Origin of the sequence: Brumicola pallidula DSM 14239 = ACAM 615 (assembly GCF_000428905.1) — a bacterium.
In the GTDB taxonomy this organism is placed as follows: Bacteria; Pseudomonadota; Gammaproteobacteria; order Enterobacterales; family Alteromonadaceae; genus Glaciecola; species Glaciecola pallidula.
Genome location: NZ_AUAV01000016.1, coordinates 101,813 through 127,078 on the forward strand (window position 1 = coordinate 101,813; position 25,266 = coordinate 127,078).

Genomic DNA, 25,266 nt, shown 5'->3' on the forward strand with positions numbered 1-25,266 from the left:
TGGAATTTAATTTCTTAAGGGACCAAAGCGGGCCATAGGATTGACTTTCTGGCGGCTAAATTTATGCTCGTAATTATTAGAAAATGCTATTAATTCTAATTCACACAGCTTGCACTGAGCCGACGGTGGGCATCAACATTGCTAATGCTCACTGAAAATCTTGGCCGTGTGAAAATTAAAAAAAGCTTTATGTTTTTTGAACATCATAATTATTATTTAAACGATAGTATTATTTGCACTCACCTTTCACCTCTATATACGTTTCATCAAACAGCCAACGATTACTAGGACGTTTCTTTTTTAGATGAAGGGTTTTTTGGCAACTGTTTAGCTTAAATAATATACACGGTACCGGTCCTACTGCTTTTAAAGGCTATCCAATAGTGTTCATTATTGAAACACGTGCGTGTATTTTCAACGCTGTTAAGCGATATAAACTCAACTAAAAATACTGTTCAATATTTTGTTGTAAGCTGGTTGTGGACATGTCTCCTGCATGGCTGTGTACTAATTCTCCGTTAGTATTAAAGAACAGTGTGACCGGCAAACTAAAGAGACCCTTGTTAGTCGCTATTTCTCCTTTACTATCTAATAGCACGTGCTCAAATTTGAATCCTTCTCGCTGCAAAAACGCCTGCACGACTTCGCTCGATTCACGTTGATTTAGTGAAATAAACGTCACGTCACTATAGCGCAGCTCCGCCTGCTCTAGCACTGGCATTAACTGCAGGCAAGGCGAGCATGAACTAGCCCAGAGATTAACGACGGTTGGCTGCTGCTGACTAATGTCGGTTATTTTTACCTCTTTACCATCCAGTTGCATAAAGTTGCTATCTGGCAGTCCAGTATGCGAGCGGGCTAAAGCAATAACTAAGCTAAACACTCCGTACACGCCTACTGCGGTTAACCCGCCAGAAAGTGTGGCCTTAAACACGCGCCCCTTATTTTTTATTATGGCTATAAGCGATACTAGTAAGCCAATAAAAACACTAATTAAGAGCAATACTGGCGATACAGATAAAGCAAAAAAGCCAAGGTCAATAGACATCAAAGTGTTCCAGAATCAAGACGATCCTGTTCAACAAACAAAGAACAAGCTCCCTGTTCGGCTCCGGTCAAAGTGGAGCGCATACCAGCAAAAAGCTCTCGCCCCATGCCTTGATGACTTAGCGTTAAGTCTATTTTAGCTTGTATACGGTTGGCTAATTCAGCCTCACTAACATGCAGCGTGAGCTCACCGCTAACAGTATCAATTTCCACCATGTCGCCATTCTGTATTTTGCCAATAACACCGCCTTTAAAAGCTTCTGGTGTTAGGTGAATAGCCGCTGGTACCCTACCAGACGCACCCGACATTCTGCCATCGGTCACCAAAGCCACTTTAAAACCCTCGTCTTGCAGAATACCCAAGGGGGGCGTTAATCGATGTAACTCAGGCATTCCCAGTGCAGCAGGCCCTTGGAAGCGGACAACCACAATACAATCTTTACTGAGCTCGCCAGATTGAAACGCAGCATCGAAAGAATATTGGTCTTCAAACACCACCGCAGGTGCTTTCATTTTACAATAGGGTGTACTTAGCGCCGATGTCTTCATTATTGCACGACCTAAGTTACCCGAGAGCACAGCCAAACCACCAGTCGGTTGAAACGGCTTATTAATATCGGCCACTACCTCTGTGTCAAACGACTCGGTAACACCTTCAACCCATTTAAGCTCACCATCTATTATGCGCGGCTCTTGCGTATATCGCTCGAGGCCAAAGCCACATATTGTGTTAACGTCATTATGTAACAAGCCTTTATCGAGTAGTTGCTTAAACAATAACGACATACCACCTGCGGCAGTGAAGTGATTGATATCTGCTGAACCGTTCGGATATATGCGGGTAATTAAAGGTGTTGCACTCGATAAGTCAGCAAAATCGTCCCAATTTACAATGAAGCCAGCTGCGCGCGCAACGGCCACTAAATGCATAGTGTGATTTGTTGATCCACCCGTGGCTAATAAACCAATAAGACCGTTAACCATCGTCTTGGCATCTACTACATGACCAATAGGCATATAATTGTCGCCTAAATCGGTTATTCGGGTGATTTGTCTTGCGGCGGCGTTGGTTAATTCCTCTCTTAATTCAGTTCCTGGATTCACAAAAGATGCCCCCGGTAGGTGCAGCCCCATTACTTCAACTACAAGCTGATTACTGTTCGCTGTGCCATAAAAAGTACATGTACCTGCAGAGTGGTACGACTGTGATTCAGCATCTAGCAGTTCTTCGCGGCCCACTTTACCTTGAGCAAACTCCTGGCGGATACGCGCTTTTTCTTTATTTGGTAAGCCAGATGGCATTGGACCCGCTGGCACAAAAATAGTCGGTAAATGACCAAAACTCAAGCCCGCTAATAACAAGCCCGGTACAATTTTGTCGCAAATACCCAGCATTAATGCGCCGTCAAACATATTATGCGACAAGCCAATGGCAGCACCCATTGCTATGTTATCTCTGCTCATTAAACTTAATTCCATGCCGGGATTACCCTGAGTTACCCCATCGCACATGGCGGGAACACCACCAGCAAATTGCGCTACACTGCCCACTTCAGAGATCGCTTTCTTCAGCTTTTGTGGGTAGTCTTCATAAGGCTGGTGGGCACTAAGCATATCGTTATATGACGATACAATGGCGATGTTAGCTTTGACCATGCTGCGCAGATCAGCTTTATCTTCTTTACCACACGCTGCAAAACCATGTGCAAGGTTGCCGCAAGAAAGCTCGCCTCGCAGAGGACCTTGCTTGCGCGCTCGTTCAATTTTGGCTAAATAGGCTGCCCTAGATACTTTACTGCGATCAATAATTCGATCCGTCACTTCTTGTATAATAGTGTTCAAATTAAATCCTTAATGTGCGCATATCAAATCAGACGGAGTATAAATACACGTCGAATTTTACGGACTTTTCTAATTCTGTTACTTTTTAGTAACCGGGTAAGTTAAAGAATAATAATAGAACTAATAATCTTACTCAGCGGCGTGCAATGAATCGCTTCCGATCCTTACAACTCGAGATGTTTTATGTGACTACTCTATTAATATAATTTAACGTTATGGCGTTCGATGTTAATAAGATAAGCCTAAAAATAGATTTTGATAAGTCGTTATTTACGTGGCTGTTGCTCAGTTTTATTGTGGTGTGACTCCGGTGATAGAGTCTTCACTGCAAGGGCTTGCCTAGGACGAAGTTGAAGCAGATCTCGTCGAGTTCTTCTAGTAATAGCGGCTCGCTGGCGAACCCGCAGGCATAAGTCGTCTGTTCATCTCGATTGCAGCCATCACCTTCTAGGTGTTGGCACGAGGTGCAGGAGCCGAAAGTCAGTTTGCCTCGCTCGCCTGCCACATCACCTAGCATGCGCTGCAAGGCATTGGCGAAGTGGCCTTGCATATTTTGTGGTAGGGAGTCGGCAGCACGAACAAGAGATTCAAAGGGATCATTCGCAAGAATATCCCTGGCTTTTTCGGTCAGAACCAGCTGGATACTGCGTCTGTCGCTATCAGAGCGTATGCGCGTCAGATAGCCTTTTTTTTCAAGGCTTTTGATTGTCTGTGAAGCTGTACCTCGAGTTGTAGCATGGAATGCCGCGAAAGCGGATGGTGTCCGTGAGAATCGGTTGGCGAGCGCGAAGTATCTGAGCACTGCCCACTGAGCTGTCGTTAGCTTCTCAACCAGCCTGTCGCCAGAGGCCATACGGCCCAAGTGAAAGACCAGTTCCGCAATAGTGCGACTATTCATTTTCAACCCCTATAATATCTTAAGATGATAGCGTTTAAAAACCATGTTGACAATAATATAGTTTTGAACCGATACTTGTTAGACCGTGTTAAATATTATACGTCTCGACATGGAGTGGGTATCGCAACCTTATCGAACTTGGGAGCATGAACATGAACGTCACACAGAAACTGATCCAGTCGCATCTGATGCATGGAGATATGAAGCCAAACGAGGAAATTGGTATCCGCATTGACCAGACTCTGACGCAGGATGCTACTGGCACGCTAGTTATGCTGGAGCTGGAGGCGATGGGTCTGGACCGAGTGAAGACTGAAGTGAGCGTCCAGTATGTTGATCACAACATCATTCAAGAGGACTTCAAGAACCCTGACGACCACCTTTTTCTGCGTAGCGCCTGCCAGAGGTTCGGCGTCTGGTACTCGCGGCCTGGAAACGGAGTGAGTCATCCTTGCCATCAGGAAAATTTTGGTAAGCCAGGCAAGACGCTTCTTGGCTCTGACAGTCACACCCCGGCGGCAGGTGCCATTGGCATGCTTTCTATCGGCGCTGGCGGGCTAGAAGTGGCGCTGGCAATGGCGGGCGAACCGTTCTTTACACGTATGCCTTTGGTCTGGGGCGTGAAGCTCACCGGCAGCCTGCCAGACTGGGTGAGCGCCAAAGATGTGATCCTAGAGATGTTACGCCGCCACGGCGTGGAAGGGGCACTTGGCCGGATCATCGAATATTATGGACCAGGGCTAGACACATTAAGTGCAATGGATCGGCACGTGATCGCCAACATGGGTGCCGAGCTTGGCGCGACCAGTACGGTTTTCCCTTCCGATCAGGAGGTGCGTCGTTTCCTGCGTGCCTGGCAGCGCGAAGAGGATTGGATCGAATTGATTGCCGATAAGGGCGCGACCTACGACGTATACGAAGAGATCGATCTGGCCAGCCTAGTACCGCTGATCGCTATGCCGTCCAGCCCAGGCAACGTGCGTCCCGTCAGCGAAGTGGCGGGTGAACGGATCTACCAAACATACATTGGCTCGTCGGCCAATCCCGGCTATCGTGACTTAGCGGTTCCCGCCATGATGGTGCAGGGTCGGCAAGTGAATGACAGAGTTTCGTTCGATATTAACCCCACGTCCCGAGCGCAGCTTGAAACATTGAAACGTCACCCAGCAGCACACGTTTCAGGTGCGTCACGACATGTCACCGCGGCAAGTAAAGTTCTTGCTTCGCGGGGGATTAATTAGCTGGATGAAAGAGCGCCTCTCAGGGCAATAGGCAATACGGAACTTGGCCATGGTTGGCGACACTTAAACGCTGCTAACTAGGTCAACTTTTGATTAAAATCATCGCAATATTATCTGTACTATTATTTGTAACTGGGTGTGCAAGCAACAGTCAGTTAGCCAAAGACAGTAATTACTGTCGCGATGTAGCCGATAAAGTTGAAAAATTCTGGCGTTGCTGCAATTGAAGCTTATAACACTTGTTTAGATATAAAAGAGTCTGAAAGGCTGAGAGGACTATCTGTTGGAGAAAAAGCAGTAGATCTTGGTGTTAAGTTAGTTTTGAACTAAACAGTGACCGTAATACTTGCAGTGTAGGGCATTTTTTGTTGTCAAAAATTAGTGTAACCGTGTTCTTCGCGCCTTGAGACGTTCGGTCAAATAAAATGAAACCTCTACTAGGCAAAGTTGCGCTTGTCACGGGAGCAAGTCGTGGTGTGGGAAAAGGGATTGCCCTTAGCTTGGGTGAAGCTGGCGCAACAGTCTACATCACAGGAAGAACAATAAAAGAAGGTAAATCAGCAGCATGCCTCTCGGGAACGATATAGATGGCAAGCAACCGAGTCCTTTAAGTGCCTTAGATATTTAATGCTTTGCAATGTGGGCTAAAGAAAACATCGGGTATTGGTTGATGCTTGCGTCCGAGTTGTCGGATCTGCTGACATTAGAGTAGCAACTGGCAACTCGAATACTAGCCAGTGTCAGCTTCAGTCGCATCAACAGTATCAGCATTACCTTCTTCTATAGCGCGCAATTCTGCTGCTACAAGTCAGACTTGCTTAATATTGATAAATAGCCTTAATCGAAGTACATTATTATCAATAGATCAAGAATACTGTAATTTATTTGATTGATTCTCAAGACCATAATAATTGTAAGTTTGTAAAATAACTTTTGAATGCTAACGATAAAGGAAAGCTTGATATGACTAAGGCGACAGAAACTCTGATTGAACTTGGTAAAGACGTTATCTTATTTTGTCAAAACGGTCCAAACGCTCATTGTGTGATGCATAGCGGTGCATGGATTGCTTTTTCTGGTGTGCAGAAAGTTGCCGACCTCAACATGATCGGGATTACTGCTTCTGCGAGTAATAGTAAGTTTGATGAATTATTAAAAGAAGCAGAAAAACGAAATATTGATGCTGTTCTTTTTGTAGCTGCGGATGCAGTAAATGCCCTTAAATGGGCTGCTGAAAAAGGACTGGCGGCGGCTGGACAAGCTCCATTTATGGAGAAAATTATGACCTCATCGCCTGTAATAACCAGTAATGAAATAAAGGCCGAACTGTGTGATAGCAGTGAGGTTACTCTGGGTAACAGTCTGGCTGAGAAGGCTTTTAGTTTTCCTGAAGATAGCGTCAAACAAGCCATTCCTTTAAAAACTTATGATGATCCTGCTGTAGACCTTTGGATGGCTAAAACAGAAGATAATCAGCCCTTGGGCTGTGGCTCATTTGTTAGTGATGTTGATGGTGAACGTGTGGGTATTTATGCTATGGCAACGCCACCTAACGGTCAACGCCGTGGTGGCGGACGTGCCGTCATTGAAAATGCAATGAAATACTATCAAGCTAAAGGCGTTAAACGTTTTACCCTTGCTGCCACAGAGGTTGGTTTTCCTTTATATCAAAAGCTAGGATTTGAAGTTGTTGCCGAGCCTTATGTCTTCATTTTAGGGTCTTCAACTCAGTTTCCTTAAACCGCGCTATTAAGATAATAGTAAAATAATGCCTATTGTGAACTGTGATCTTTGCCGACATAGCAGAATCAAGGCAATGTGCACTTTCCTTTCTTTCAGACATGCACTCAGTCTTTGTATAGCTCAACAGCCTGTTTTTAACCCACGATTTTGGCCGTTGAAAACTGATATCTCATATTCCGATAAACACAAATATCAGTAATGCTGTCAGCCGCCTGACGCGGTGCAGCTCGATAGTTTGTAGACACTCTATATTTGCCTTTAAGTTCACCTATACGGTGCCAACAATGACCATGCAGTAGCACTAAAGTGCCTTGTTTTGGTGACAACACAATTTGGTCATCGAAATCTTCAAACAATGGTCCTTGCGTTAATGCGCCTAGGCGATGAGAACCGGGACGAATGTATACTTGCCCTCCCAATTCATGGTCTACATCCATCGAGTAAACCAAACGGTTGAGATTAAACTGTGTGCTGTTTTCTGGCGGACAGTCTTGGTGCCAAGCTTGCCCTTTACTTCCTTCTTTGGAAAACATCACCATGCAATATTGATTTTTCCAGGCTTCGCCCAAAATCTGGCTGGTTAATTTTTTTAAGCGCATGTCATTTTCAAGCTTATCAAAAAGTTCATGACCTTGATTTTGCGGAAACCATGGGATCACCTCGGTTTTTGATAAATCAATAAAACGCTGGTCGTGCTCGTAGGCAGGCGAATCACCAAAATGAGACATAATAGAAGATTGTGTTTCAGACATTAACTTGGCGTCAAAAAAGCCTTCAATAACAATGAACCCTTGTTCCCAGAACAAGTTCGCCAATGCATCATAGTCAAGATTATTTGGAGTTGTAGTCATTTATTTTTCTCTTTAGTCAAAGGTTCAATAATCCTGCAGTCCATAGCCAAACTTAAATAAAGCATGCTCGGCGTAGGGTGCAATAGGAATATCAGCAAACTCAACTGGCCATGAATAAGGTGATTTTCCAGTTGGCTTGAATCCATCTATGGCAAATAGGAAATCCGCTATACCGCCGCCTTCAGAACCAGGTAACCAAGCTGCAATAAACGCATCACTATTGTTTAAGTCCTGGTTAATCACCAAAACTCGACCAGAAATCAATATCACGATTACTTTCTTATTGAGATTTTTACACCCTGTTATAAGTGCCTTGTGCTCATCACTTAACCATAATTCATCGCTGTCACCAACGCCTTCGGCATATGGATTTTCACCTACAACAACAACTGCTTTTTGAGCTTGCATGCCCGCATAACATCCTTTTTCGGCGTATTCAACATTTGAGCTGACGGAATTTATACCCTCAAGGATCGTGGTGGCTCCCGCATAACTGTGTGTTTGCCCTTGCCAGTTAATAGACCAACCACCGCTTTGCAAACCACTATTGTTGGCGTGAGTACCGACAACCGCGATGGGTTCGGAGGCATCTAATGGTAATGCTTGATTGTCATTTTTGAGCAATACCAACGATTCTCTTACGGCCTGACGGGCCACTGCTCGGTGTGCTTTTGAGCCAACACTGAGACTCAATTCTCTTTTTGCAAAGGGCTCAGAGAAAAGCCCTAAACTAAATTTCATCGCTAAAATTCGCTGCACTGCATCATCAATTCGACTCATAGGTACGGTTTGGTCGATAATAGAAAGTTTTAATTTGCTCATGAACTCTTCATGATTGCCCGGTTGCATAGCCATATCAATACCGGCATTGATAACCTTGTGAGGCTCACCAAAACGCAATCCTCCATTCCAGTCAGTAAGCACCACTCCCTGAAAGCCTAACTCATTTTTCAACACATCGGTAACCAAATGCGTATGTTGATGCATATTCAGGCCGTTATATGAATTAAATCCAACCATGATCGCAGCAACCCCCTGATCCACTGCGGCAGCATAAGGAGGCAAATAGCGTTCTCGCATTAACTCGTCGGTCATGACTGCATTGCCACCTTCAACACCACCCTCGGTTGCACCGTCACCAATGAAGTGTTTTGCTGTTGCGGCAATGGTATTTCGGTTTGCTAAATTACTGCCTTGATGTCCGCGAACTGAAGCAATAACGGCTGCTGTGGTAAGATCTCTATCTTCTGTAAAACCTTCATATACCCTTCCCCAATGCTCATGTTGTGGCATCGCAATACAAGGTGAAAATGTCCAATTAAAACCGGTGCCAGCAACTTCTGAAGCGGTAATTTGCGCAGCCTGTTTAATCAGTCCAAGGTTCCTAGTGGCGGCCATACCGATATTGTGTGGGAATATCACAGCTCCTTCAAAGGTATTTTGTCCGTGCACGGCATCCACCGCAATTAGCAAAGGAATACCTAAACGGGTTTGCAATGCACTGGATTGAAATTCATCAAATTTATTCACCCAGTCTATAGCGTTAGGACCCGGAGTAGGACCTTGTGTATGAATGATAGAACCGATATTTTTAGCACGGATAACCTCAGGGGAGACATTGTTATGCCAGACTGATTGGGTCATCTGACCAATTTTTTCATCCAAGGTCATTTCGGCTATTAACGCTTCAATCATATCGTCATAAGACTTGAACTGACACAAATCAAATTTTTGAGTACCCCATTCACAGATGACATCTACCTCAGATTCAGTTTTATTTGAGCGTAGATTAGTGCAGCCAGCTATCATTAATAGCAAGGTTAGTATTAGTGCTGTTCTCATGCATTTTCCAGTGTTAATTTTTATTCAATAAAACGACTCAATAAAAGCAGTTAATAGAAGCTGTCAATAGAAGCTGTCAATAGAAGCTGTCAATAAAAGCGGTCAATAAAAGCGGTCAATAAAAGCGGTCAATAAAAGCGGTCAATAAAAGCGGTCAATTCGAGTACGCAAAGCATAAAATCAGCGAATTGCTTACCTAGTCGCTCGTCAATATATCGAATTTGAGTTGATTAATCGCATTTAGTACTAATATTTTTTCTTGAGAACTAATTTTAAAGGTATTTGCTTTTATAAACTCAGGTGACTCATATAATTCAACCAGTACAGCGTTGAACTTGTCTAACCAAGCTTTACTTGCGTCAGTCTTGTTACACATTAAATGCCCAGTAGATATGGGCTCAGTGCCATCAATTCTATACGATAATAAATCAAAGGGTTGCATTTCGCTTTCGAATTCGGCAACTTCAGATGGAAATAAAATAGCATAGTTGGTTCTGCCTCGTTCAATCATTTTCGCTGAGCTTCCGTGTGACGTTAGTCCCTTAATAATGATCTTATTTTTGCTCGGTATCTTCCTTAAGGCAGCATCAACTAACTCACCATAACTGATGTCTTGCCAAAGCAATATGGTGTTTTGATTGTCATTGAACAATGAGGTTATATTTTTTATCTCACCGTCTTCATTTAGCAGGTCAACAGAAAGAGCTTGCATTCCTGGTCGCAAATAAAGTCGATTTGTCGACAAAAAACTGATCGGTAATGAAAAATAATAGTTATCTAAACGTTCGGCTGTCTTAAGTTTGAACAAGGCACACTTCGATTGTTCTGTGTCGATATCTAATTCAGCTAAGAGTCGGATAGTAGGGAGAAACTTAAGAGCAGCGTGACGCGTAATATTTTGCATGAACAAAAGGGTGGTCGCTGACACTGCGTTTTTAGCTTGTTGAGTTTCGTAGGTTTTAACAAAGGGAAGATAATCAAAGTAAATAGTCGGTTTATTTTCTGCATTTATGGTCGAGGCGGATGCATTACTTATGAAAACAAACAAAAGTAATGGGAAAAGCTTTATCAAGCCCATCTTTTATCAAAACTCAAATTAAACAAATTAATCACTCTCCGTATCCTTCATGAATAATACCTATATGACAATTTTGTAATGACCCATTTACGCTGCCTTTACCCAGTTTACGTGGCACCTTCGGATTTTACAATCAACAATATATGGTGAGTTTTCAATCAACAATATATGGTGAGTTTTCAATCAACACAAGCTGCTATTCAAGGTTAATATAAGTAGGCTGCTAAGATAAAGATAGACTCATATGCATTTTTGTTCTAGCGTTTAGTTTAGCTCAATTAATACCGTAACGGGTTTCAATTATATTGAAAAAATAATAAAAAATAAGGGTTCACAAAGTGTCTAGATTTTTAAAGTATTGTCTGTATCTGTTTTTAATACTAGCAGCTTGCCTTGCCGCGTATATTTATATTAACAGTGCCCCCGACAAGTCTGTAGAAGAACTCAGCCAACGATGGGCTCAAGAGCCTTCGCAATTTGTAAATATTGCGGGTATGAACATTCACTTAAGAGACGAAGGCCCCAAAAATGATCAAGACCCTATTGTTTTAATACATGGCACAAGTGCGTCATTGCATACTTGGGATGGTTGGGTTGAGGCATTAAAAGAGGATCGCCGAGTTATTCGTTTTGATTTACCTGGATTTGGTTTAACCGGGCCAGATCCAAAAAATAATTACAAAATTGAGCATTATGCTGATGTGGTTGTCGCTGTACTAGACCAATTAAACGTTAAAAAATGTGTGTTAGCTGGTAATTCTTTAGGTGGTTATGTTGCTTGGGCAACGGCGGTTCTGCATTCTGAAAGAGTATCTTCATTGGTCTTAGTCGATGCCAGTGGATATCCCTTTAAGCCTGAATCGATTCCACTTGCCTTTAGATTGTCACAAAATCCGATAACCAGTGTGTTGTTAAAAAACGTTCTACCTAAATCACTGGTCGCGCAAAGTGTTAAGAATGTTTATGGAAATCCAGATTTGGTAAGCGATGAATTAGTTGATCGATACTACGATCTATCTCTTCGAGAGGGCAACCGTGATGCGTTGCAAGCGCGTTTTAAACAATCGTTCCCCGGGCTTTTAGTTGATAAGATTACAACGATTAATGTACCAACGCTGATCATATGGGGAGGGATGGACCGATTGATCCCGCCAAAGTGGGGGAAAAGATTCAATCAAGACATAGCAGACAGCCAATTGATTGTCTTTGATGAGTTAGGCCATGTACCTCATGAAGAAGATCCTCAATCAACCGTATTGGCGGTAAAACGTTTTTTGGAAGATATTAAGTATTGACCTATGTTACAGGTACCGACAGGATGATAAACCAGACCAAGGCGTCATAGCACAAGCGACACAATTAGTTGCTCAAGCTTAAAACGTCTGTTTGAGTAAATTCAACATATCATCTACCGATAGCTTAGTAACTGCCTCGTTCCCCGACAAAAGCTTGTCTGCTAAGTCTCGTTTATGTTTGTGCAAGGCGACAATTTTCTCTTCAATCGTATTTTTGGCTATTAATCTGTAAATGGTAACGGGTCGTTTTTGCCCTATACGGTGGGCCCGGTCAGAAGCTTGCTCCTCCACCGCAGGGTTCCACCAAGGGTCCATGTGTATAACGTAGTCAGCGGCGGTTAAGTTTAAGCCTGACCCGCCTGCTTTTAGGCTAATTAAAAATATATCTCCTTCACCACTTTGAAATGCATTAACGCGTTTTTGTCTGTCTTTTTGTGGGGTTGAACCATCTAAGTATTGGTAGCTAAATCCTTTAGCCTCAATGTGTTTTTTTATCAATTGTAAGTGCCCAACGAACTGACTAAAAATAAGTGCTTTGTGATTGTTGACCTTGAGTTCATCTAATAATTCACTAAGCGCTGCTAATTTGGCGCTGGGTATGTCGGTTTCGGCCATGACTAATTTAGGGTTGCAGCAAGCTTGACGCAGTTTCACTAACTCGGCGAGCATTCGAATACGCTGTTCTCCGGGGTTGGCTTGCTGCCCACTTTGGCTAATGTTGTCTATCGCGTTGAGTCGCAATGCTTCATAAAAATCGCGCTCTTTGGGGCTCATTTCTACTTGAATATTAATCTCTGTACGCGGCGGCAATTCAGTTAATACTTGGTTTTTCATTCGGCGTAAAATGAAGGGTTGAATCAAGGTTTTTAGCCCTTGGCTAGCTTTGCGCGCGGCCAATTTGTCTTCTTTTGCGTTTTCAATAGGGCTTGAGAAGCGTTCACCAAAGCGTTTTAGGTTGCCGAGTAAACCCGGGTTAATAAAGCGAAACAAGCTCCACAGTTCGGTTAGGTCGTTTTCAATCGGCGTGCCGGTGGTAATCATCTTAAACTCGCCTTTTAATGCCATAGCGGCTTTAGTGCGTTTGGTTAATGGGTTTTTTAGCGCTTGGGCTTCGTCGGCCACGATGGTGTGCCATTGTACTGTTTTGAGTATGTTAGTTTCGCGTTGTAATAATCCATAACTGATGATTACGCAGTCGAATGGGTTTAAATCGTTTAATAAACCCATTCTTTGCTCAGTATTAGTTGAGTCTGCAAATAATTTTATGTTCAGTGTGGGGGTAAATTTGATGGCTTCTTGGTGCCAGTTAAAGCAGACTGATGTCGGTGCAATAACTAAACTCGGCCCTTGGCCAGCCCGAGATAATAAAACCGCAAGCGCTTGTAAAGTTTTACCCAAGCCCATATCGTCGGCTAAACAGGCGCCTGCCCCCCAGTGCGCTAAACGTGATGCCCAGTCGAACCCCTCTAATTGGTAGTCGCGCAATTGAGCTTGAAAGGTTGAAGGAATTTTCGGTTCAATGGTATTTGCTTGACGCATTTTTCGAGTTTGCTGATCCCAAGCATGAATCGTTTTCATGCGCATGCCAGCAGTGGCTTCTTCTATTTGCAAGCTGGCGAGTGGGTGAAATTTACCGTCGTCGGTAAGTTGATTGATTTGATCGAGTTTATGGCGTAAATCGTCAGACAAAGCGAGTATTTGATCCGCGCCAAGTTGAATAAAGCGTCCGTTACTATTTTTAACCAGTTCTAGTAGTTTTCGCAGTTCAATTACCTGCTCATTGCTTACGTGCAAGTCGCCTGTAATATCAAACCATTCACTTTTTTTACTAACAGATAACTGCAGATGCTGGCTGTCTAGTTTCTTAGTTAAGCTCACTTTTTTGCCTTTCGGCCAGCGCAGCACGACGTCAAAGCTTGCTCGCGTAATGGCCTCTTCCAACTGCTGGAGAGCGCCAAGTGCAGTTTGTAAATCGTCTAATAGTAAAACATTATCGGGCATATTCAAAAAGGCGGGACATGCTTGGTCGAGTTGGTCCAGTAATGCTTCCTCGCGCATCAAGTCGCGCTGCGTAGCAATACGCTTACCGTTTATATCGGTTGTTAAGCTCGCATTGCCAGCCCCAGGCTTAAATGCGGGCCCGTTCTGACCAAATGGCATCACTACACAAGTAAATGCTAGCCCGTTTTGCGTTGGCTGAATATTAACCACTAAATTCGGATCGCACTGATGCGTTTCTAAGCCGGTATCAAGTTCTGAAATATCTGACTGTATATTCAAAAAAGGAGCGACAGCTGATATGCCAACGAGTACCTTTTGTTTTGCACTGATGGGAATCAGCAAACCACCTTCACCAATTATTTTAGCAACCTTAAGGTGCTCAGGTGAAAATACCGTGAGCTGATAGTGGGTATCTGAAATAGACTTTAGGTTGTAAACCTGCTGTGCTTGGTCATATTCGTGTTCTTGGTGATCATCTATATCTTCCGATAAATCGGCAATACTTAAACAAAGTTGGTCGCCCTGCTGGCTAACTAGCAGTTCTGGTTCACGCTTAGTAAGCTCAATTGTTTGCGTTAAGTCGTCAGACTTGTATAAATTATCTATTCCAACAGCCGCATCGAGTGCCGATAACCCCTGCAATGAATATTCAAGTTTGGAGTAATAACCCCAACTTTGATGAGCCGCAATGGCACGGCAAATTTTTTTATCGCTATCACTGAAGTAGCCAAATAGTTCGGTTTCTTCTTTTAAGCGTTTTAGCGATATGACACGTCCTTTGCTCCAGCCTGCTTTATTCAATTTTTGCTCGCGGGCCATCAAGCTGTTGCCATAATCCTGCACAAGTTCCCAAATCAATCGGACTGGCTTAGTTACTGTTTCAGTATGGGCTGTTAGCGCTTTTTCTGTATTCGGGTTAAGCGCAATTAATTTATCGAGGGCTAAATCCCATTGTGATTTGGTTTCAATAAGAGCGGTAATATCGATCAGTTTTGATTTACTGATGGCTTGTTTATTGCTGAAACGGGCTGCCATTTGCTCACATAGATTGGCAAATAAGGGGTAAGCAAGTTGATTAAAACGGGTCTGATATTTTACTGCTAATTCATTAAGTGCCATGTCTTTACTTTGGTTACACCAAATCTGTGACAGCAAATAATTAAAATAACCTAGCTGGTGGCAAAAAAAGTCAATTTCTTCATCAGCACAATTATATTTTATATTGATATTATATTTTTCGCCTGTCGATAAGCTTGCAATAGGTTTCACAACACCGCGCCCGATAACGTAAAAATCGCTGTTAACTTTACGGTCACTTTCTTCAAATTCGACTTGTTGTAGTGCAGTTGAAAAGTAACTAACATCCTGCTGATTAGCGTGGACCATCAATGCCAATTTATAAAAATAGCCTAACACTTCGTTTAAATACTGCTTTTTTCGTTTGGTGAGTTTGTTTTTAGCCAGCAACGCTTTTTCAAAACAGGTAATAGCCTGCTGGTTATCCCCTGTCAAAAAGTAATAAGTACCTAGTAATTGCAATCCATAACTACTGTTGTCTGTTGAAGCTTGTATGCGCTCAAAGTCGTCAAAGCGCATTTGATATAGATATTGTTCGGCAAGTAAATGATGACAGTGAATGTTAAATGAAGAGCTTGCACTTTGGGGATGGGCTGCGCAAACTTCCTCTAATATGCTGATAGGGTATGCACAGCTTTGTCCGTGTATTTGAAACGTTCTGATAAGTGTTGCAAAAGCTTGATACTGCAACATATTAGGTAATTTTAAAAAGGTATCTAAATTAAATGGTAAAAAAAGAATCTCAACTAATATACTATTTTGAATATGGTCAATGATTTGTGGGTTTTTATTAAATGCTAATGCACCTTCAACCTGATCTATTTGATGCATATAAAAAAGGTCTCGAATAACTCTGCATCTATCGACTTCTTTTATGCGCAAATGATGACTAGTAAATACAGGTGAAACTTGCTCCGCGGCCATTATTATTTCGAGCAATTTTTCATGCGCTGTGCACTCATATGCAGTGCGTAATTTGTCAATTTCAATGGTTAAACGATGGGCTAGTAATCTATTGATTTGCAAGCCATCCTTGCTTGAGATCAACAGCGAGCACTCAATCAGGTGGTTTCTTTGCTGTGCATTTAACCGGTATTCTTCTTTTGTTTTTAGTACAAAACCTCTACTGTCTAATATATCTATTATTTGTCCTAACTTGGCAATGCCGATAGGCTTGTACACTACAGCCAAAATCATTAATGTATTTTTTTCGGATTCACTAAGCCTTAAAAAAACCTGATATAAAAGTGCTATCTGCTGGTGGATTTGTGGCTGGATTAAAGCAACAGGATTCATGTTAGTGCGATTCTTAATGTTTCTTTATATTCTAATGCACCGAAATTAACAAAAATACTGCACGTAAACAATCATTCCTTAATGTGTTTAAAAATAGTGTAAGTACATCAGCATTATGCTTTTCTAGGTTTGCTGATAGCAGGCAATGGTCTATGTTAAGGTTTCATCAGCGCTAAATTTTATTAAAGAGGATACAAAATGAGTCATAATGTAGATATTAATAATCGCCCCGATTACGATCATGTCATCCAAGATATTACTGATTATGTACTCAGTTTTAGTGTCTCTAGCGAAGAAGCTCTCGACACCGCACGAAACTGTTTACTCGATACATTGGGTTGTGGACTGTTGGCTTTGCGCTTTCCTGAATGCACAAAACACCTTGGACCAATCGTGCAAGACACCCTTGTGCCAAATGGAGCCCGAGTGCCCGGAACATCGCTGTCACTCGATCCGGTAAAAGCCGCGTGGGACATCGGCTGTATTATTCGCTGGCTGGATTATAACGATACTTGGTTGGCCGCTGAATGGGGTCATCCATCGGATAATTTAGGTGGGATCCTGGCTGTGGCCGATCATTTGTCTCAGGTCAAAATATCCAAGGGCGAACAGCCTCTGATGATGCGAGAAGTGCTTGAAGCCATGGTAATGGCGCACGAAATTCAAGGCGTTATAGCCCTAGAAAATTCTTTTAATCGTGTTGGTTTATGCCATGTATTGTTAGTACGCGTTGCCTCAACGGCGGTAGTCACTAAGATGATGGGCGGCAACAGAGAGCAGATCATGGCGGCAATATCTCAAGCTTGGGTCGATGGTTCTGCATTGCGTACCTATCGCCATGCACCAAACGCGGGTTCTCGTAAATCTTGGGCTGCGGGTGATGCTACCTCACGAGCGGTGCGCTTGGCTGATATGTCAATGCGCGGCGAAATGGGCATACCAAGCGCTTTAACAGCGCCGCAATGGGGTTTTTACGACGTCTCTTTTTCGACTACGAACAAAGACCAAGCACTCAAACCTGAGTCTGAACGTGAGTTTTCATTTGCTCAAGCCTACGGCTCTTACGTGATGGAAAATATTTTGTTTAAAATTTCATTTCCTGCCGAGTTCCATGCGCAAACTGCAGCCGAAGCTTCAGTTATTTTGCATCCTAAGGTAAAAGCTCGCTTATCAGAAATACACAAGATTGTAATTCGCACTCACGAGTCAGCTATTCGTATTATTTCAAAAACAGGTTCTCTTGCCAATGCTGCTGACCGCGACCATTGCCTGCAATACATGATTGCTGTTCCGTTAGTGTTTGGCAGTTTGACTGCCGAACATTATGAGGACAGTTTTCATGATGCCAATCCGATTATCGATGAACTGCGAGAAAAAATGGAAATTCTCGAAGATAAACGTTTCACAGCAGAGTATTTAGAAGCAGATAAACGCTCTATTGCAAATGCTATTCAGGTTTTCTTTAAAGATGGCAGCAGCACAAAAGAGGTGGTTATAGAATATCCTGTGGGGCATCGCCGTCGCCGCGAAGAGGGCATTCCGCTGTTAGAGCAAAAATTCAAAGCTAACTTAGCATCACGTTTTCCAAATCAGCAGTGCCAAACTATTTTTACTCTTTGTAAAAATCAAGCCATGCTAGAAAGCACACCAGTAAATCGGTTTATGGATTTATTTGTTATAGCTTGAGTTTGCCAAATAAGTTGGTGATTAATGTCTTAGTTCATGAGGGTTTTGGAACTGCATGTCACAAAAAATGCCTGGTTTTTGCAATTCGTTGACGACAACTTAGTCGTCAACTGCTGGTAGATTTTTATGTTGTAAAGAGGATTGGACAATTTTCTAGATCCATTAATTATTATCATCGGTCTTACTTTGTTTTCTTCGAGGATATGCTCTTGAAGATTTAACCAACGTGGCGCATAGTAGAGAAATGCCGTTTTTAAACGTGACTAATGTGTTAGGTTGCGGCATGTTTACATTATCTTTTTTAAATTTTAATGGGGGTAATTATTTTATTAAGTAAAATGCAAATGTTGATGCGAAGCCCGCAATTCATGGTGGTTTCTACATTATGATAATGCAAATTTTGTGGGGCGTAATTTTATATGTACACAAAATAGTAAAGTAAATTTCAAAATATGAAATAAATTATAAACTAAATCCGTGAGTCTCAGTACTAAGCATGTTACCAATTTACAAGTTGGTAACAATGTTGTAAAAAAGTACTAAGAACCACACATTTCTTTAATAACAATAAGAGAAACACTATGACAACTAACAATGCTTACACCAAAGCAAAAGGCTTTTCATTAAGCCGCACTAGTGTCAGTTTAAAAATGATCGTTACTGCATTATTTTTATTCGCGCTACCAAGTTTTGCTCATGCCGCTGCTAATTTGGCTGCTGACGATTTTGTCGGTATTTCATTTTGGATCATTTCAATGGCGTTAATGGCGTCGACTGTCTTTTTCCTTTGGGAAACACAAGGTGTTTCTGCAAAATGGAAAACCTCCCTCGTCGTATCCGCTCTTGTAACTTTCATCGCGGCTGTTCACTATTTCTATATGCGTGACGTATGGGTAGCTACGCAAACTACGCCTACGGTATATCGATATATAGATTGGTTACTCACAGTGCCATTATTGATGATTGAATTCTATCTGATACTACGCGCTATTGGCGTTGCATCACCTGGTATATTTTGGCGTTTGCTACTTGGTACGCTAGTTATGTTGATACCAGGGTACATGGCAGAAGCTGGTTATATCAATATCACAGTAGGATTCGTTATAGGTATGCTAGGTTGGTTCTACATTCTATATGAAATCTTTTATGGAGCAGCCGGCAAAGCAGCAGAAACTGTCACCAGCGAAGCGGTCAAATTTGCATATAACGCTATGCGTTGGGTCGTAACGGTAGGTTGGGCAATCTATCCTATTGGTTATGTATTAGGATATATGACAGGAACAGCTGATCAAGAGTCTCTAAACATCATTTACAACTTAGCCGATTTCGTTAACAAAATCGCATTCGGTCTATTAATATGGTACGCGGCAACTAGCGAAAGCCAGCCAATGAGTGTAAAACAAAGCTGAATATAAACGTATATTTTTTAATGTACTGGTGAGTCTGTAGTCACTATAACGGTGACTGCAGGCTCCTTTTAACATACGGCCAACATTCATGAATCAAACTTACGCAAATCCTAATTTTGACTCGTCTGTCTTACTTGAACAGTGCGAAAACCATATGCTTGGTTTCATAAAAGACAACGAACCTTCTCGCTTCCATTTAGCTAGTGGCGGCAGTCGAACGCGTGCAAAACTGTGTATTGATGCAGGAACGGCGCTTCAACTCCCCACATCTTCCATCATCGCTTTAGCTGGTGCGGTAGAATTACTTCACAATGCGTCGTTGGTGCACGACGATCTGCAAGACCAAGAAAGTACTCGACGAGGTCGAGCGGCAATATGGAAAAAATACGGTAAAGCACATGCCATCTGTGCCGGCGATGTTATGATTTCAGCCGCATTTGCTTCACTTGCACATGTCGGTTCAATTCCTTCATTATCTGCACTCCTAATCCATACGAATGAAGCGGTCGCGATGACCGTTCGGGGTCAGTCACGAGACCTAGATGCAAACAACGACATAACTGAGCAAGATTACGAAGATATTGCAGCAATGAAATCGGGTCCATTAATTCGCCTCGCCCTGGAGCTGCCGCTGTTAATGGCAGGTTTTGATAAATACATATCCAATGCAAAATTTGCTTTAAGTCGATTTTCAATTGCTTATCAAATACTAGATGACTTAGACGACTGGCAGCAAGACGCGCAGCGCAATCAACTTAATTTAGTTAATTTAATTGCGGCTAAAAGCTCGATACAAGAGGCTATAACGATATCTAAAAATCGTGCCCAATATTTACTGAAACAGTGCGAAAAAGAATTGGCACTACTTCCCGCAAACTGCGCAAGTTCGTTTATCCGCGCATCCAAAAGTTTGCTTGCAAAAACAACAGGTACTACAAATGAATAAAGCAGTTGTCATCGGGGCTGGACTCGGCGGTATTGCCTCTGCGCTGCGTTTAAGAGCAAAAGGCTACGACGTAGTCATTATTGACCAAAGGGAAAGGTTAGGCGGGCGAGCGCAGCAATTCAATAAAGAAGGCTTTATTTTTGATGCAGGGCCTACAGTAATAACTGCGCCGTTTTTACTCGAAGAGTTATTTTCACTTTTCGATAAGCAAATGTCTGATTACATCGACCTTGTGCCAGTTGAACCATGGTATCGCTTTGTTTACTCGGATGGGACGCATTTTGATTATGGCGGAACAATTGAAGATACACTTGAGCGTATTGAACAAATTGAGCCGGATGACCAAGCCGGATATTTGGCTCTTTTAGCGCAATCAGAAGCAATATTTGATGTCGGATTCACGCAGCTAGCGGACAAGCCATTTCATAAAATTTCAACCATGCTTGCTCAAGTGCCAGCGCTTATCAAGCTTAAATGCTACCGAACCGTTTGGCAGATGGTCAGCGCTTACTTGAAAAGCGACAAGCTTAGGCAGGCTTTTTCAATCCAGCCATTACTTGTCGGTGGTAATCCTTTTGCTACTACCAGTATTTATAGTTTGATACATTACCTTGAGCGCAAATGGGGTGTTCACTTTGCTATGGGCGGCACCGGGGCACTGGTCGACGGTCTTGAAAAACTGATGAAAGAGCAAGGCATTGAAATTATGCTAAACACCCAAGTGACCGATTTAACGATTCTGGATAATCAGGTTACTGAGGTGCATACCAACGCTGGCAAACTTGCATGTGACAAGGTGATTTCAAATATAGATCCTAAATATCTGTATAGAAACTTAATACCGAGCAAGCATCAAAAGTTAAGTGCGAAAATCAAAACCAAGCACAGTTCACTCTCGATGGGGCTATTTGTATTGCATTTTGGTACTACCAAACAATATCCCGATATTGTGCATCACACTATATGGTTAGGTAAGCGATATGAGGATCTGTTGAGTGATATTTTTGATAAAAAGATATTGGCTGACGACTTTTCATTATATCTGCATCGTCCGACAGCGACAGACCCTAGTATGGCACCACAAGGATGCGATTCATTTTATGTGCTGGCGCCAGTGCCGAATAATCTTTCTGGCATTGATTGGTCAGTACAAGAGAAGGACTACGGAGATCGCATCATAGCCGCACTAGAAAAGACCATTATGCCCGGTTTGTCATCGCATATCGTGCATCGGTTCGCTAAAACTCCTAAAGACTTTGAACATGACTTTAGTAGCGTCGAGGGCAGTGGTTTTTCTATTGCTCCTTCGTTTCAACAATCTGCTTGGTTTAGATTTCATAATCGCGCTGAAGGTCCTGGTAATTTATTTTTATGCGGTGCCGGCACTCATCCCGGAGCAGGCGTCCCAGGAGTGTTATCTTCGGCCAAAGTGGTTGACCGACTAATCGATCCCGTCGATGCATAGACCAGCGAGGACATCATGCAGGACAATCCTACAACGCTATTAAAAAAGCATGGCAAATCGTTTAATTTTGCACGTTTTTTTTTAGGTTCAAAAACCGGTATTGCGGCGGCTCGCCTATATCGGTTTTGCCGTATTGTTGACGACATTGCGGACGAAAATGAAGATAAGGTAGAAGCCGCAGCGCAGCTCAAGCTATTAAAACAACAGATTATTCAAAATCACAAAACGGATCCTACCGTTGGTGATTTTCTTATGCTTTGTTCAGAGTATGGTATCGACCGAGAGCATGGCATTACGCTTATCGAAGGGGTGAGTCAGGATTTAATTCCCTTGGCGCTGACCAGCGATGAGATGCTCATTCAATATGCCTATCGAGTAGCTGGCGTGGTTGGCTTGATGATGGCGCCTATTCTTGGTGCGCAAAAATCGGGTCATTCTTTTGCGGTTGACTTAGGTATTGGTATGCAACTGACCAATATTGCTCGAGATGTAATGGAAGATGCCAAAATGCAGCGCCGATATATCCCTCAAGACTGGGTTAAGGGTTTATCTGCAGCGCAAATTACAAAAAGTGAAATAGCCGAAAGAGCGGTTGTTCAAAAAGCCATTCAAAGACTGCTGCAACTGGCTGAAACGTATTATCAGAGTGGTTTAGCGGGTTTGTATTATTTGCCGCCACGTAATCGACGTGCCATCGCCGTAGCGGCTTTTGTTTACCGTGACATTGGTCGTAAACTTCTCAATAACGATTGTATTTATTGGCAAGGAAGAGTGATGGTGCCTACTTCAAAAAAACTACTGTTAGCCAGTCAGGCGCTATGGCAGTTAACTAGCTCAAAACTAGCGCACACCGATTGTGTGCATGCTAGCGAGTTGCATTTGCATTTAACTGCACAGATGCAGACCAAGTGACTCAGTTATCAACCAAACAAAGTGAGGTTGATTTAATCATTATAGGGGCCGGGGCAGCTGGTTTATCATTGTTGCTAGCATTAGACGCTGCAAACTTTGCAGGAAAGATAGTTGTGCTTGAAAGTAAGCAAGGCCCTCAGAACGATAAAATGTGGAGTTTTTGGCATGTTACTGAGGCTGTTCGTAGCAGCGAAAGAGGAAATAATTTACCCGCTTATATTGAAGCCATTTTAACTCATAAGTGGCAAAACTGGAGTCTATCCGCTGACGGAAGCGAGTATTTAATGCACGATACTCTCTTTCAATACTGCTGCCTTAGGTCGGAGTCGTTAAGCGCGCTTGCGCTGGAGAGAACCGCTGCCAAAGAGAATTTGCATATTCGCTTTGATACTCACGTTGGTTCAATAACTGCCGCAGGATCTGCGGCTATTGTAACGACGCACACAGAACAACTGTTGGCTAAGCAAGTGGTTGATACAAGACCGCCGCCCCTACAGAGCCAGCATGAAGGCCTTATCCAGTGTTTTTATGGTGAAGAAATTATGTGTGAGGCAGATATATTTCAGCCTTCTACGGTCAAATTGATGCATCAGCTAAGCCATTCAGAACTGGGTATTGAATTTATTTATATCCTGCCTTTTAGCACCAAGCATGCGCTCGTAGAATTTACCTGCTTTAGTTTAGTTCCTATCGCGGCGTCTGTTTTAAAAGCACGCTTAACTGACGCCCTATATAAAGTGGTAAAGCAACATCCCTATACCGTACAACGCACCGAATGCGCAGCCTTACCAATGTATTTAGTCAACCAAAATTCACAACATCAAAAGCCAGCTATAATTTATGCTGGGATCGCGGGCGGTGCGATGCGAGCCTCAACTGGATATAGTTTTATTGGAAGCCAAAAATGGGCCAAACAAAGTGCACATGATTTAATTAAAACGGGTACGATATCGGTGAATACGCCCATTCCTGCTATCTATCAAATGATGGATAAACTGATGCTCAGCGTGTTAAGAGATGATATGAAAGTGGGTATTACAATTTTTGTACAACTTTTTAAGACTGTTCCAGCACAGCGATTCGTGCGCTTTATGTCAGAGAAGGCGACGTTTATCGATTTTATTTGTATTATTTGGGCAATGCCCAAAAAGCCTTTTTTACGCGCTTTATTTCGACGTGTGAGGGTTAACATAAAAGATGGGTAAATTACGCTTCACGCAAATCTATTTGGCCACACTCGGACTCTCAGCATTTGCTATGCTGCTGAATATTGAGTTATCGAATGTCGCCGGAATAGCAGCCTTAGCGATTGCAGTGGTTATTTTAGGTTTACCTCATGGGGCATTAGACTTTGCCGTTGCTAAATCGTTAAATTACGTTACTGGTGTTCGCACTGCGTGCAGCTTTCTAGCTATTTATACTGCAGTGGCAGGGGCCTCTATTGTTTTTTGGATTGCCCTACCAGGCACTGCATTATCTCTGTTTTTAGGTATTTCTATTTTTCACTTTGCAGCCGACTGGCGAACGACGATGCCGTTGTATGCGCGCATTTGCTTATCGGCCATGTTGCTCTGTGGTCCTTCCATTGTGAATAGCGCTGTAGTGCTAACTCTTTTCACCGCATTATTTGTGAGTAGTGACGTCGCTGCTTGGATTATTCAAGCGATGCAAATGATTTTCGCCGCGGCTTTTTTAGGTTTTTTATACTTTGTGATTGCGGCTGTTGCTAGTAAAAATATAAAAAGTGGATGGCAAGTAACAGAGTGGATTGCGCTGGTAACAAGCAGCATAGTGCTTACCCCGTTGCTTCATTTTGCGCTCTATTTTTGCGTATTGCATTCGCCGAAGCATTTGTTTGATGTCAGTCAAATGCTAAGGGTGAGCTTGGTAAAAGTAATTGTTATCAGTCTACCTTTTGTATTTCTTACGTTACTTTTCGCTTGGGTACTTTTCGAAACGGGAGCAAGCGATGCTTTGGATACCGACTTATTACGCTGGATCTTTATTGGCTTGTTCGGCTTAACGATGTCGCATATGCTGCTAATTCATTTGTGGCATCGCGCCTAGTAGCGCCTTTGAAACCGTAATGTTCGCGCGGGCAAACGCAAATACTTGCGCAAACCACGCTGTAAAAATCTCGGGATTACTGTTTAGTTGATTTTCAATTTCGTTTTCTTTCCACCAACGCGCCTCCATCACCTCATCAGTATTGTTCTGCCACTGCAATTCAGTCACCTCAGACACGAGTATGTGGTCGAACTCGTGCTCAATTAGACTGTTATCAAGATGGTGCTTATAACGTATTTTGCCAACTGTCGATAAGTTCAAGGGGGCTTGTATACCTAGTTCTTCAGATACTCGTCTTTGTGCAGCATTATTGATTGTTTCGTTTGGCAGGGGGTGCGAACAACAGGTATTTGCCCACAGTCCACCGCTGTGATATTTGTGCAGAGCTCTGCGTTGCAGCAGATACTCAATACGGCCTCGTTTCCGGCGAATAATCATGACTGAAAAAGCCAAATGTAAGTCGCCACGAATATGCGCAGTCATTTTATCTACGTATCCGGTAATATTGCCGTTGACGTCGACTAGTGGTACTAAAATCACGTTATCTTTTTTTCTCATGTCATTTTAACC

At 42.7% G+C, this 25,266-nt stretch carries 18 protein-coding genes and 1 pseudogene; 11 read left to right on the forward strand and 8 right to left on the reverse strand.

Annotation, left to right across the window (positions count from 1 at the left end; translation table 11 throughout):
- Nucleotides 1-442 precede the first annotated feature (442 nt).
- The 3 genes from G399_RS21235 to G399_RS0107560 form a co-directional block, all read right to left on the reverse strand.
- The gene (locus G399_RS21235; protein WP_006008792.1) at nucleotides 443-1,048 is read right to left on the reverse strand and encodes a TlpA family protein disulfide reductase; all 606 of its coding nucleotides are present in this window, start codon (nucleotides 1,046-1,048) and stop codon (nucleotides 443-445) included.
- Nucleotides 1,048-2,889, reverse strand: a complete 1,842-nt coding sequence (gene edd, locus G399_RS0107555; protein WP_006008794.1) for a phosphogluconate dehydratase — start codon at nucleotides 2,887-2,889, stop codon at nucleotides 1,048-1,050. The genes G399_RS21235 and edd overlap by 1 nt, the downstream gene beginning before the upstream one ends.
- A 322-nt stretch (nucleotides 2,890-3,211) precedes the next feature.
- Nucleotides 3,212-3,787 (reverse strand): MarR family winged helix-turn-helix transcriptional regulator, encoded by a 576-nt coding sequence (locus G399_RS0107560; RefSeq protein WP_006008796.1) that lies wholly within the window; start codon nucleotides 3,785-3,787, stop codon nucleotides 3,212-3,214.
- Nucleotides 3,788-3,939: 152 nt separating this feature from the next.
- Here G399_RS0107560 and G399_RS20370 point away from each other — a divergent pair, with 152 nt between their 5' ends.
- The 3 genes and pseudogenes from G399_RS20370 (at nucleotide 3,940) to G399_RS0107575 (ending at nucleotide 6,768) form a co-directional block, all read left to right on the forward strand.
- Nucleotides 3,940-5,028, forward strand: a complete 1,089-nt coding sequence (locus G399_RS20370; protein WP_226988908.1) for an aconitase family protein — start codon at nucleotides 3,940-3,942, stop codon at nucleotides 5,026-5,028.
- A gap of 425 nt (nucleotides 5,029-5,453) precedes the next feature.
- Nucleotides 5,454-5,591, forward strand: a pseudogene (locus G399_RS22505) (SDR family NAD(P)-dependent oxidoreductase); the annotation flags it as partial.
- Between the two features lie 400 nt (nucleotides 5,592-5,991).
- Nucleotides 5,992-6,768 carry a GNAT family N-acetyltransferase gene (locus tag G399_RS0107575; protein ID WP_006008806.1) on the forward strand — a complete coding sequence of 259 codons (777 nt, stop codon included), beginning with the start codon at nucleotides 5,992-5,994 and terminating at the stop codon, nucleotides 6,766-6,768.
- Between the two features lie 137 nt (nucleotides 6,769-6,905).
- Here the strand turns inward: G399_RS0107575 and G399_RS0107580 are convergent, their stop codons facing one another.
- The 3 genes from G399_RS0107580 to G399_RS0107590 form a co-directional block, all read right to left on the reverse strand.
- Complete coding sequence (locus G399_RS0107580) at nucleotides 6,906-7,622, reverse strand: phytanoyl-CoA dioxygenase family protein (RefSeq protein WP_006008808.1); 717 nt, start codon at nucleotides 7,620-7,622, stop codon at nucleotides 6,906-6,908.
- 24 nt (nucleotides 7,623-7,646) lie between these two features.
- Nucleotides 7,647-9,464, reverse strand: coding sequence for a glycoside hydrolase family 3 protein (locus G399_RS0107585; protein ID WP_006008811.1), 1,818 nt, complete (start codon nucleotides 9,462-9,464; stop codon nucleotides 7,647-7,649).
- Nucleotides 9,465-9,660: 196 nt separating this feature from the next.
- Entirely contained in the window at nucleotides 9,661-10,536 is an 876-nt protein-coding gene (locus G399_RS0107590; protein WP_148277341.1) for a hypothetical protein, read from the reverse strand.
- Between the two features lie 344 nt (nucleotides 10,537-10,880).
- Here G399_RS0107590 and G399_RS0107595 point away from each other — a divergent pair, with 344 nt between their 5' ends.
- Complete coding sequence (locus G399_RS0107595; protein WP_006008815.1) at nucleotides 10,881-11,837, forward strand: alpha/beta fold hydrolase; 957 nt, start codon at nucleotides 10,881-10,883, stop codon at nucleotides 11,835-11,837.
- Nucleotides 11,838-11,915: 78 nt separating this feature from the next.
- Here the strand turns inward: G399_RS0107595 and G399_RS0107600 are convergent, their stop codons facing one another.
- The gene (locus tag G399_RS0107600) at nucleotides 11,916-16,211 is read right to left on the reverse strand and encodes a DEAD/DEAH box helicase (RefSeq protein ID WP_006008817.1); all 4,296 of its coding nucleotides are present in this window, start codon (nucleotides 16,209-16,211) and stop codon (nucleotides 11,916-11,918) included.
- Between the two features lie 198 nt (nucleotides 16,212-16,409).
- Between G399_RS0107600 and prpD the strand changes: the two genes are divergently transcribed.
- From prpD to G399_RS0107635, 7 genes are all read left to right on the forward strand, one after another.
- On the forward strand, nucleotides 16,410-17,897 hold the full coding sequence (gene prpD, locus G399_RS0107605) for a 2-methylcitrate dehydratase (protein ID WP_006008818.1): 1,488 nt from the start codon (nucleotides 16,410-16,412) through the stop codon (nucleotides 17,895-17,897).
- 581 nt (nucleotides 17,898-18,478) lie between these two features.
- Nucleotides 18,479-19,306, forward strand: coding sequence for a bacteriorhodopsin-like (locus G399_RS0107610; protein WP_006008821.1), 828 nt, complete (start codon nucleotides 18,479-18,481; stop codon nucleotides 19,304-19,306).
- A gap of 88 nt (nucleotides 19,307-19,394) precedes the next feature.
- Entirely contained in the window at nucleotides 19,395-20,252 is an 858-nt protein-coding gene (locus G399_RS0107615; RefSeq protein ID WP_006008823.1) for a polyprenyl synthetase family protein, read from the forward strand.
- Entirely contained in the window at nucleotides 20,245-21,717 is a 1,473-nt protein-coding gene (gene crtI / locus G399_RS0107620; protein ID WP_006008825.1) for a phytoene desaturase family protein, read from the forward strand. Before G399_RS0107615 ends, crtI begins: the two co-directional genes overlap by 8 nt.
- 15 nt (nucleotides 21,718-21,732) lie before the next feature.
- Complete coding sequence (locus G399_RS0107625) at nucleotides 21,733-22,629, forward strand: phytoene/squalene synthase family protein (RefSeq protein WP_006008827.1); 897 nt, start codon at nucleotides 21,733-21,735, stop codon at nucleotides 22,627-22,629.
- Nucleotides 22,626-23,834 (forward strand): lycopene cyclase family protein, encoded by a 1,209-nt coding sequence (locus G399_RS0107630; protein WP_006008829.1) that lies wholly within the window; start codon nucleotides 22,626-22,628, stop codon nucleotides 23,832-23,834. The genes G399_RS0107625 and G399_RS0107630 overlap by 4 nt, the downstream gene beginning before the upstream one ends.
- Nucleotides 23,827-24,696, forward strand: coding sequence for a Brp/Blh family beta-carotene 15,15'-dioxygenase (locus G399_RS0107635; RefSeq protein WP_006008831.1), 870 nt, complete (start codon nucleotides 23,827-23,829; stop codon nucleotides 24,694-24,696). Before G399_RS0107630 ends, G399_RS0107635 begins: the two co-directional genes overlap by 8 nt.
- Here the strand turns inward: G399_RS0107635 and idi are convergent.
- Nucleotides 24,670-25,254 (reverse strand): isopentenyl-diphosphate Delta-isomerase, encoded by a 585-nt coding sequence (idi, locus tag G399_RS0107640; protein WP_006008833.1) that lies wholly within the window; start codon nucleotides 25,252-25,254, stop codon nucleotides 24,670-24,672. The genes G399_RS0107635 and idi overlap by 27 nt on opposite strands.
- Nucleotides 25,255-25,266 lie beyond the last annotated feature (12 nt).

What these genes read in the sequence shown, in the direction of transcription:
- idi (WP_006008833.1), bottom strand. Translation starts at nt 25,254, where the DNA reads ATGAGAAAAAAAGATAACGTGATTTTAGTACCACTAGTCGACGTCAAC.
- G399_RS0107580 (WP_006008808.1), bottom strand. Translation starts at nt 7,622, where the DNA reads ATGACTACAACTCCAAATAATCTTGACTATGATGCATTGGCGAACTTG.
- G399_RS20370 (WP_226988908.1), top strand. Translation starts at nt 3,940, where the DNA reads ATGAACGTCACACAGAAACTGATCCAGTCGCATCTGATGCATGGAGAT.
- G399_RS0107625 (WP_006008827.1), top strand. Translation starts at nt 21,733, where the DNA reads ATGCAGGACAATCCTACAACGCTATTAAAAAAGCATGGCAAATCGTTT.
- G399_RS0107575 (WP_006008806.1), top strand. Translation starts at nt 5,992, where the DNA reads ATGACTAAGGCGACAGAAACTCTGATTGAACTTGGTAAAGACGTTATC.
- G399_RS0107560 (WP_006008796.1), bottom strand. Translation starts at nt 3,787, where the DNA reads ATGAATAGTCGCACTATTGCGGAACTGGTCTTTCACTTGGGCCGTATG.
- crtI (WP_006008825.1), top strand. Translation starts at nt 20,245, where the DNA reads ATGAATAAAGCAGTTGTCATCGGGGCTGGACTCGGCGGTATTGCCTCT.
- prpD (WP_006008818.1), top strand. Translation starts at nt 16,410, where the DNA reads ATGAGTCATAATGTAGATATTAATAATCGCCCCGATTACGATCATGTC.
- G399_RS0107600 (WP_006008817.1), bottom strand. Translation starts at nt 16,211, where the DNA reads ATGAATCCTGTTGCTTTAATCCAGCCACAAATCCACCAGCAGATAGCA.
- G399_RS0107615 (WP_006008823.1), top strand. Translation starts at nt 19,395, where the DNA reads ATGAATCAAACTTACGCAAATCCTAATTTTGACTCGTCTGTCTTACTT.
- G399_RS0107635 (WP_006008831.1), top strand. Translation starts at nt 23,827, where the DNA reads ATGGGTAAATTACGCTTCACGCAAATCTATTTGGCCACACTCGGACTC.
- G399_RS21235 (WP_006008792.1), bottom strand. Translation starts at nt 1,048, where the DNA reads ATGTCTATTGACCTTGGCTTTTTTGCTTTATCTGTATCGCCAGTATTG.
- G399_RS0107585 (WP_006008811.1), bottom strand. Translation starts at nt 9,464, where the DNA reads ATGAGAACAGCACTAATACTAACCTTGCTATTAATGATAGCTGGCTGC.
- G399_RS0107610 (WP_006008821.1), top strand. Translation starts at nt 18,479, where the DNA reads ATGACAACTAACAATGCTTACACCAAAGCAAAAGGCTTTTCATTAAGC.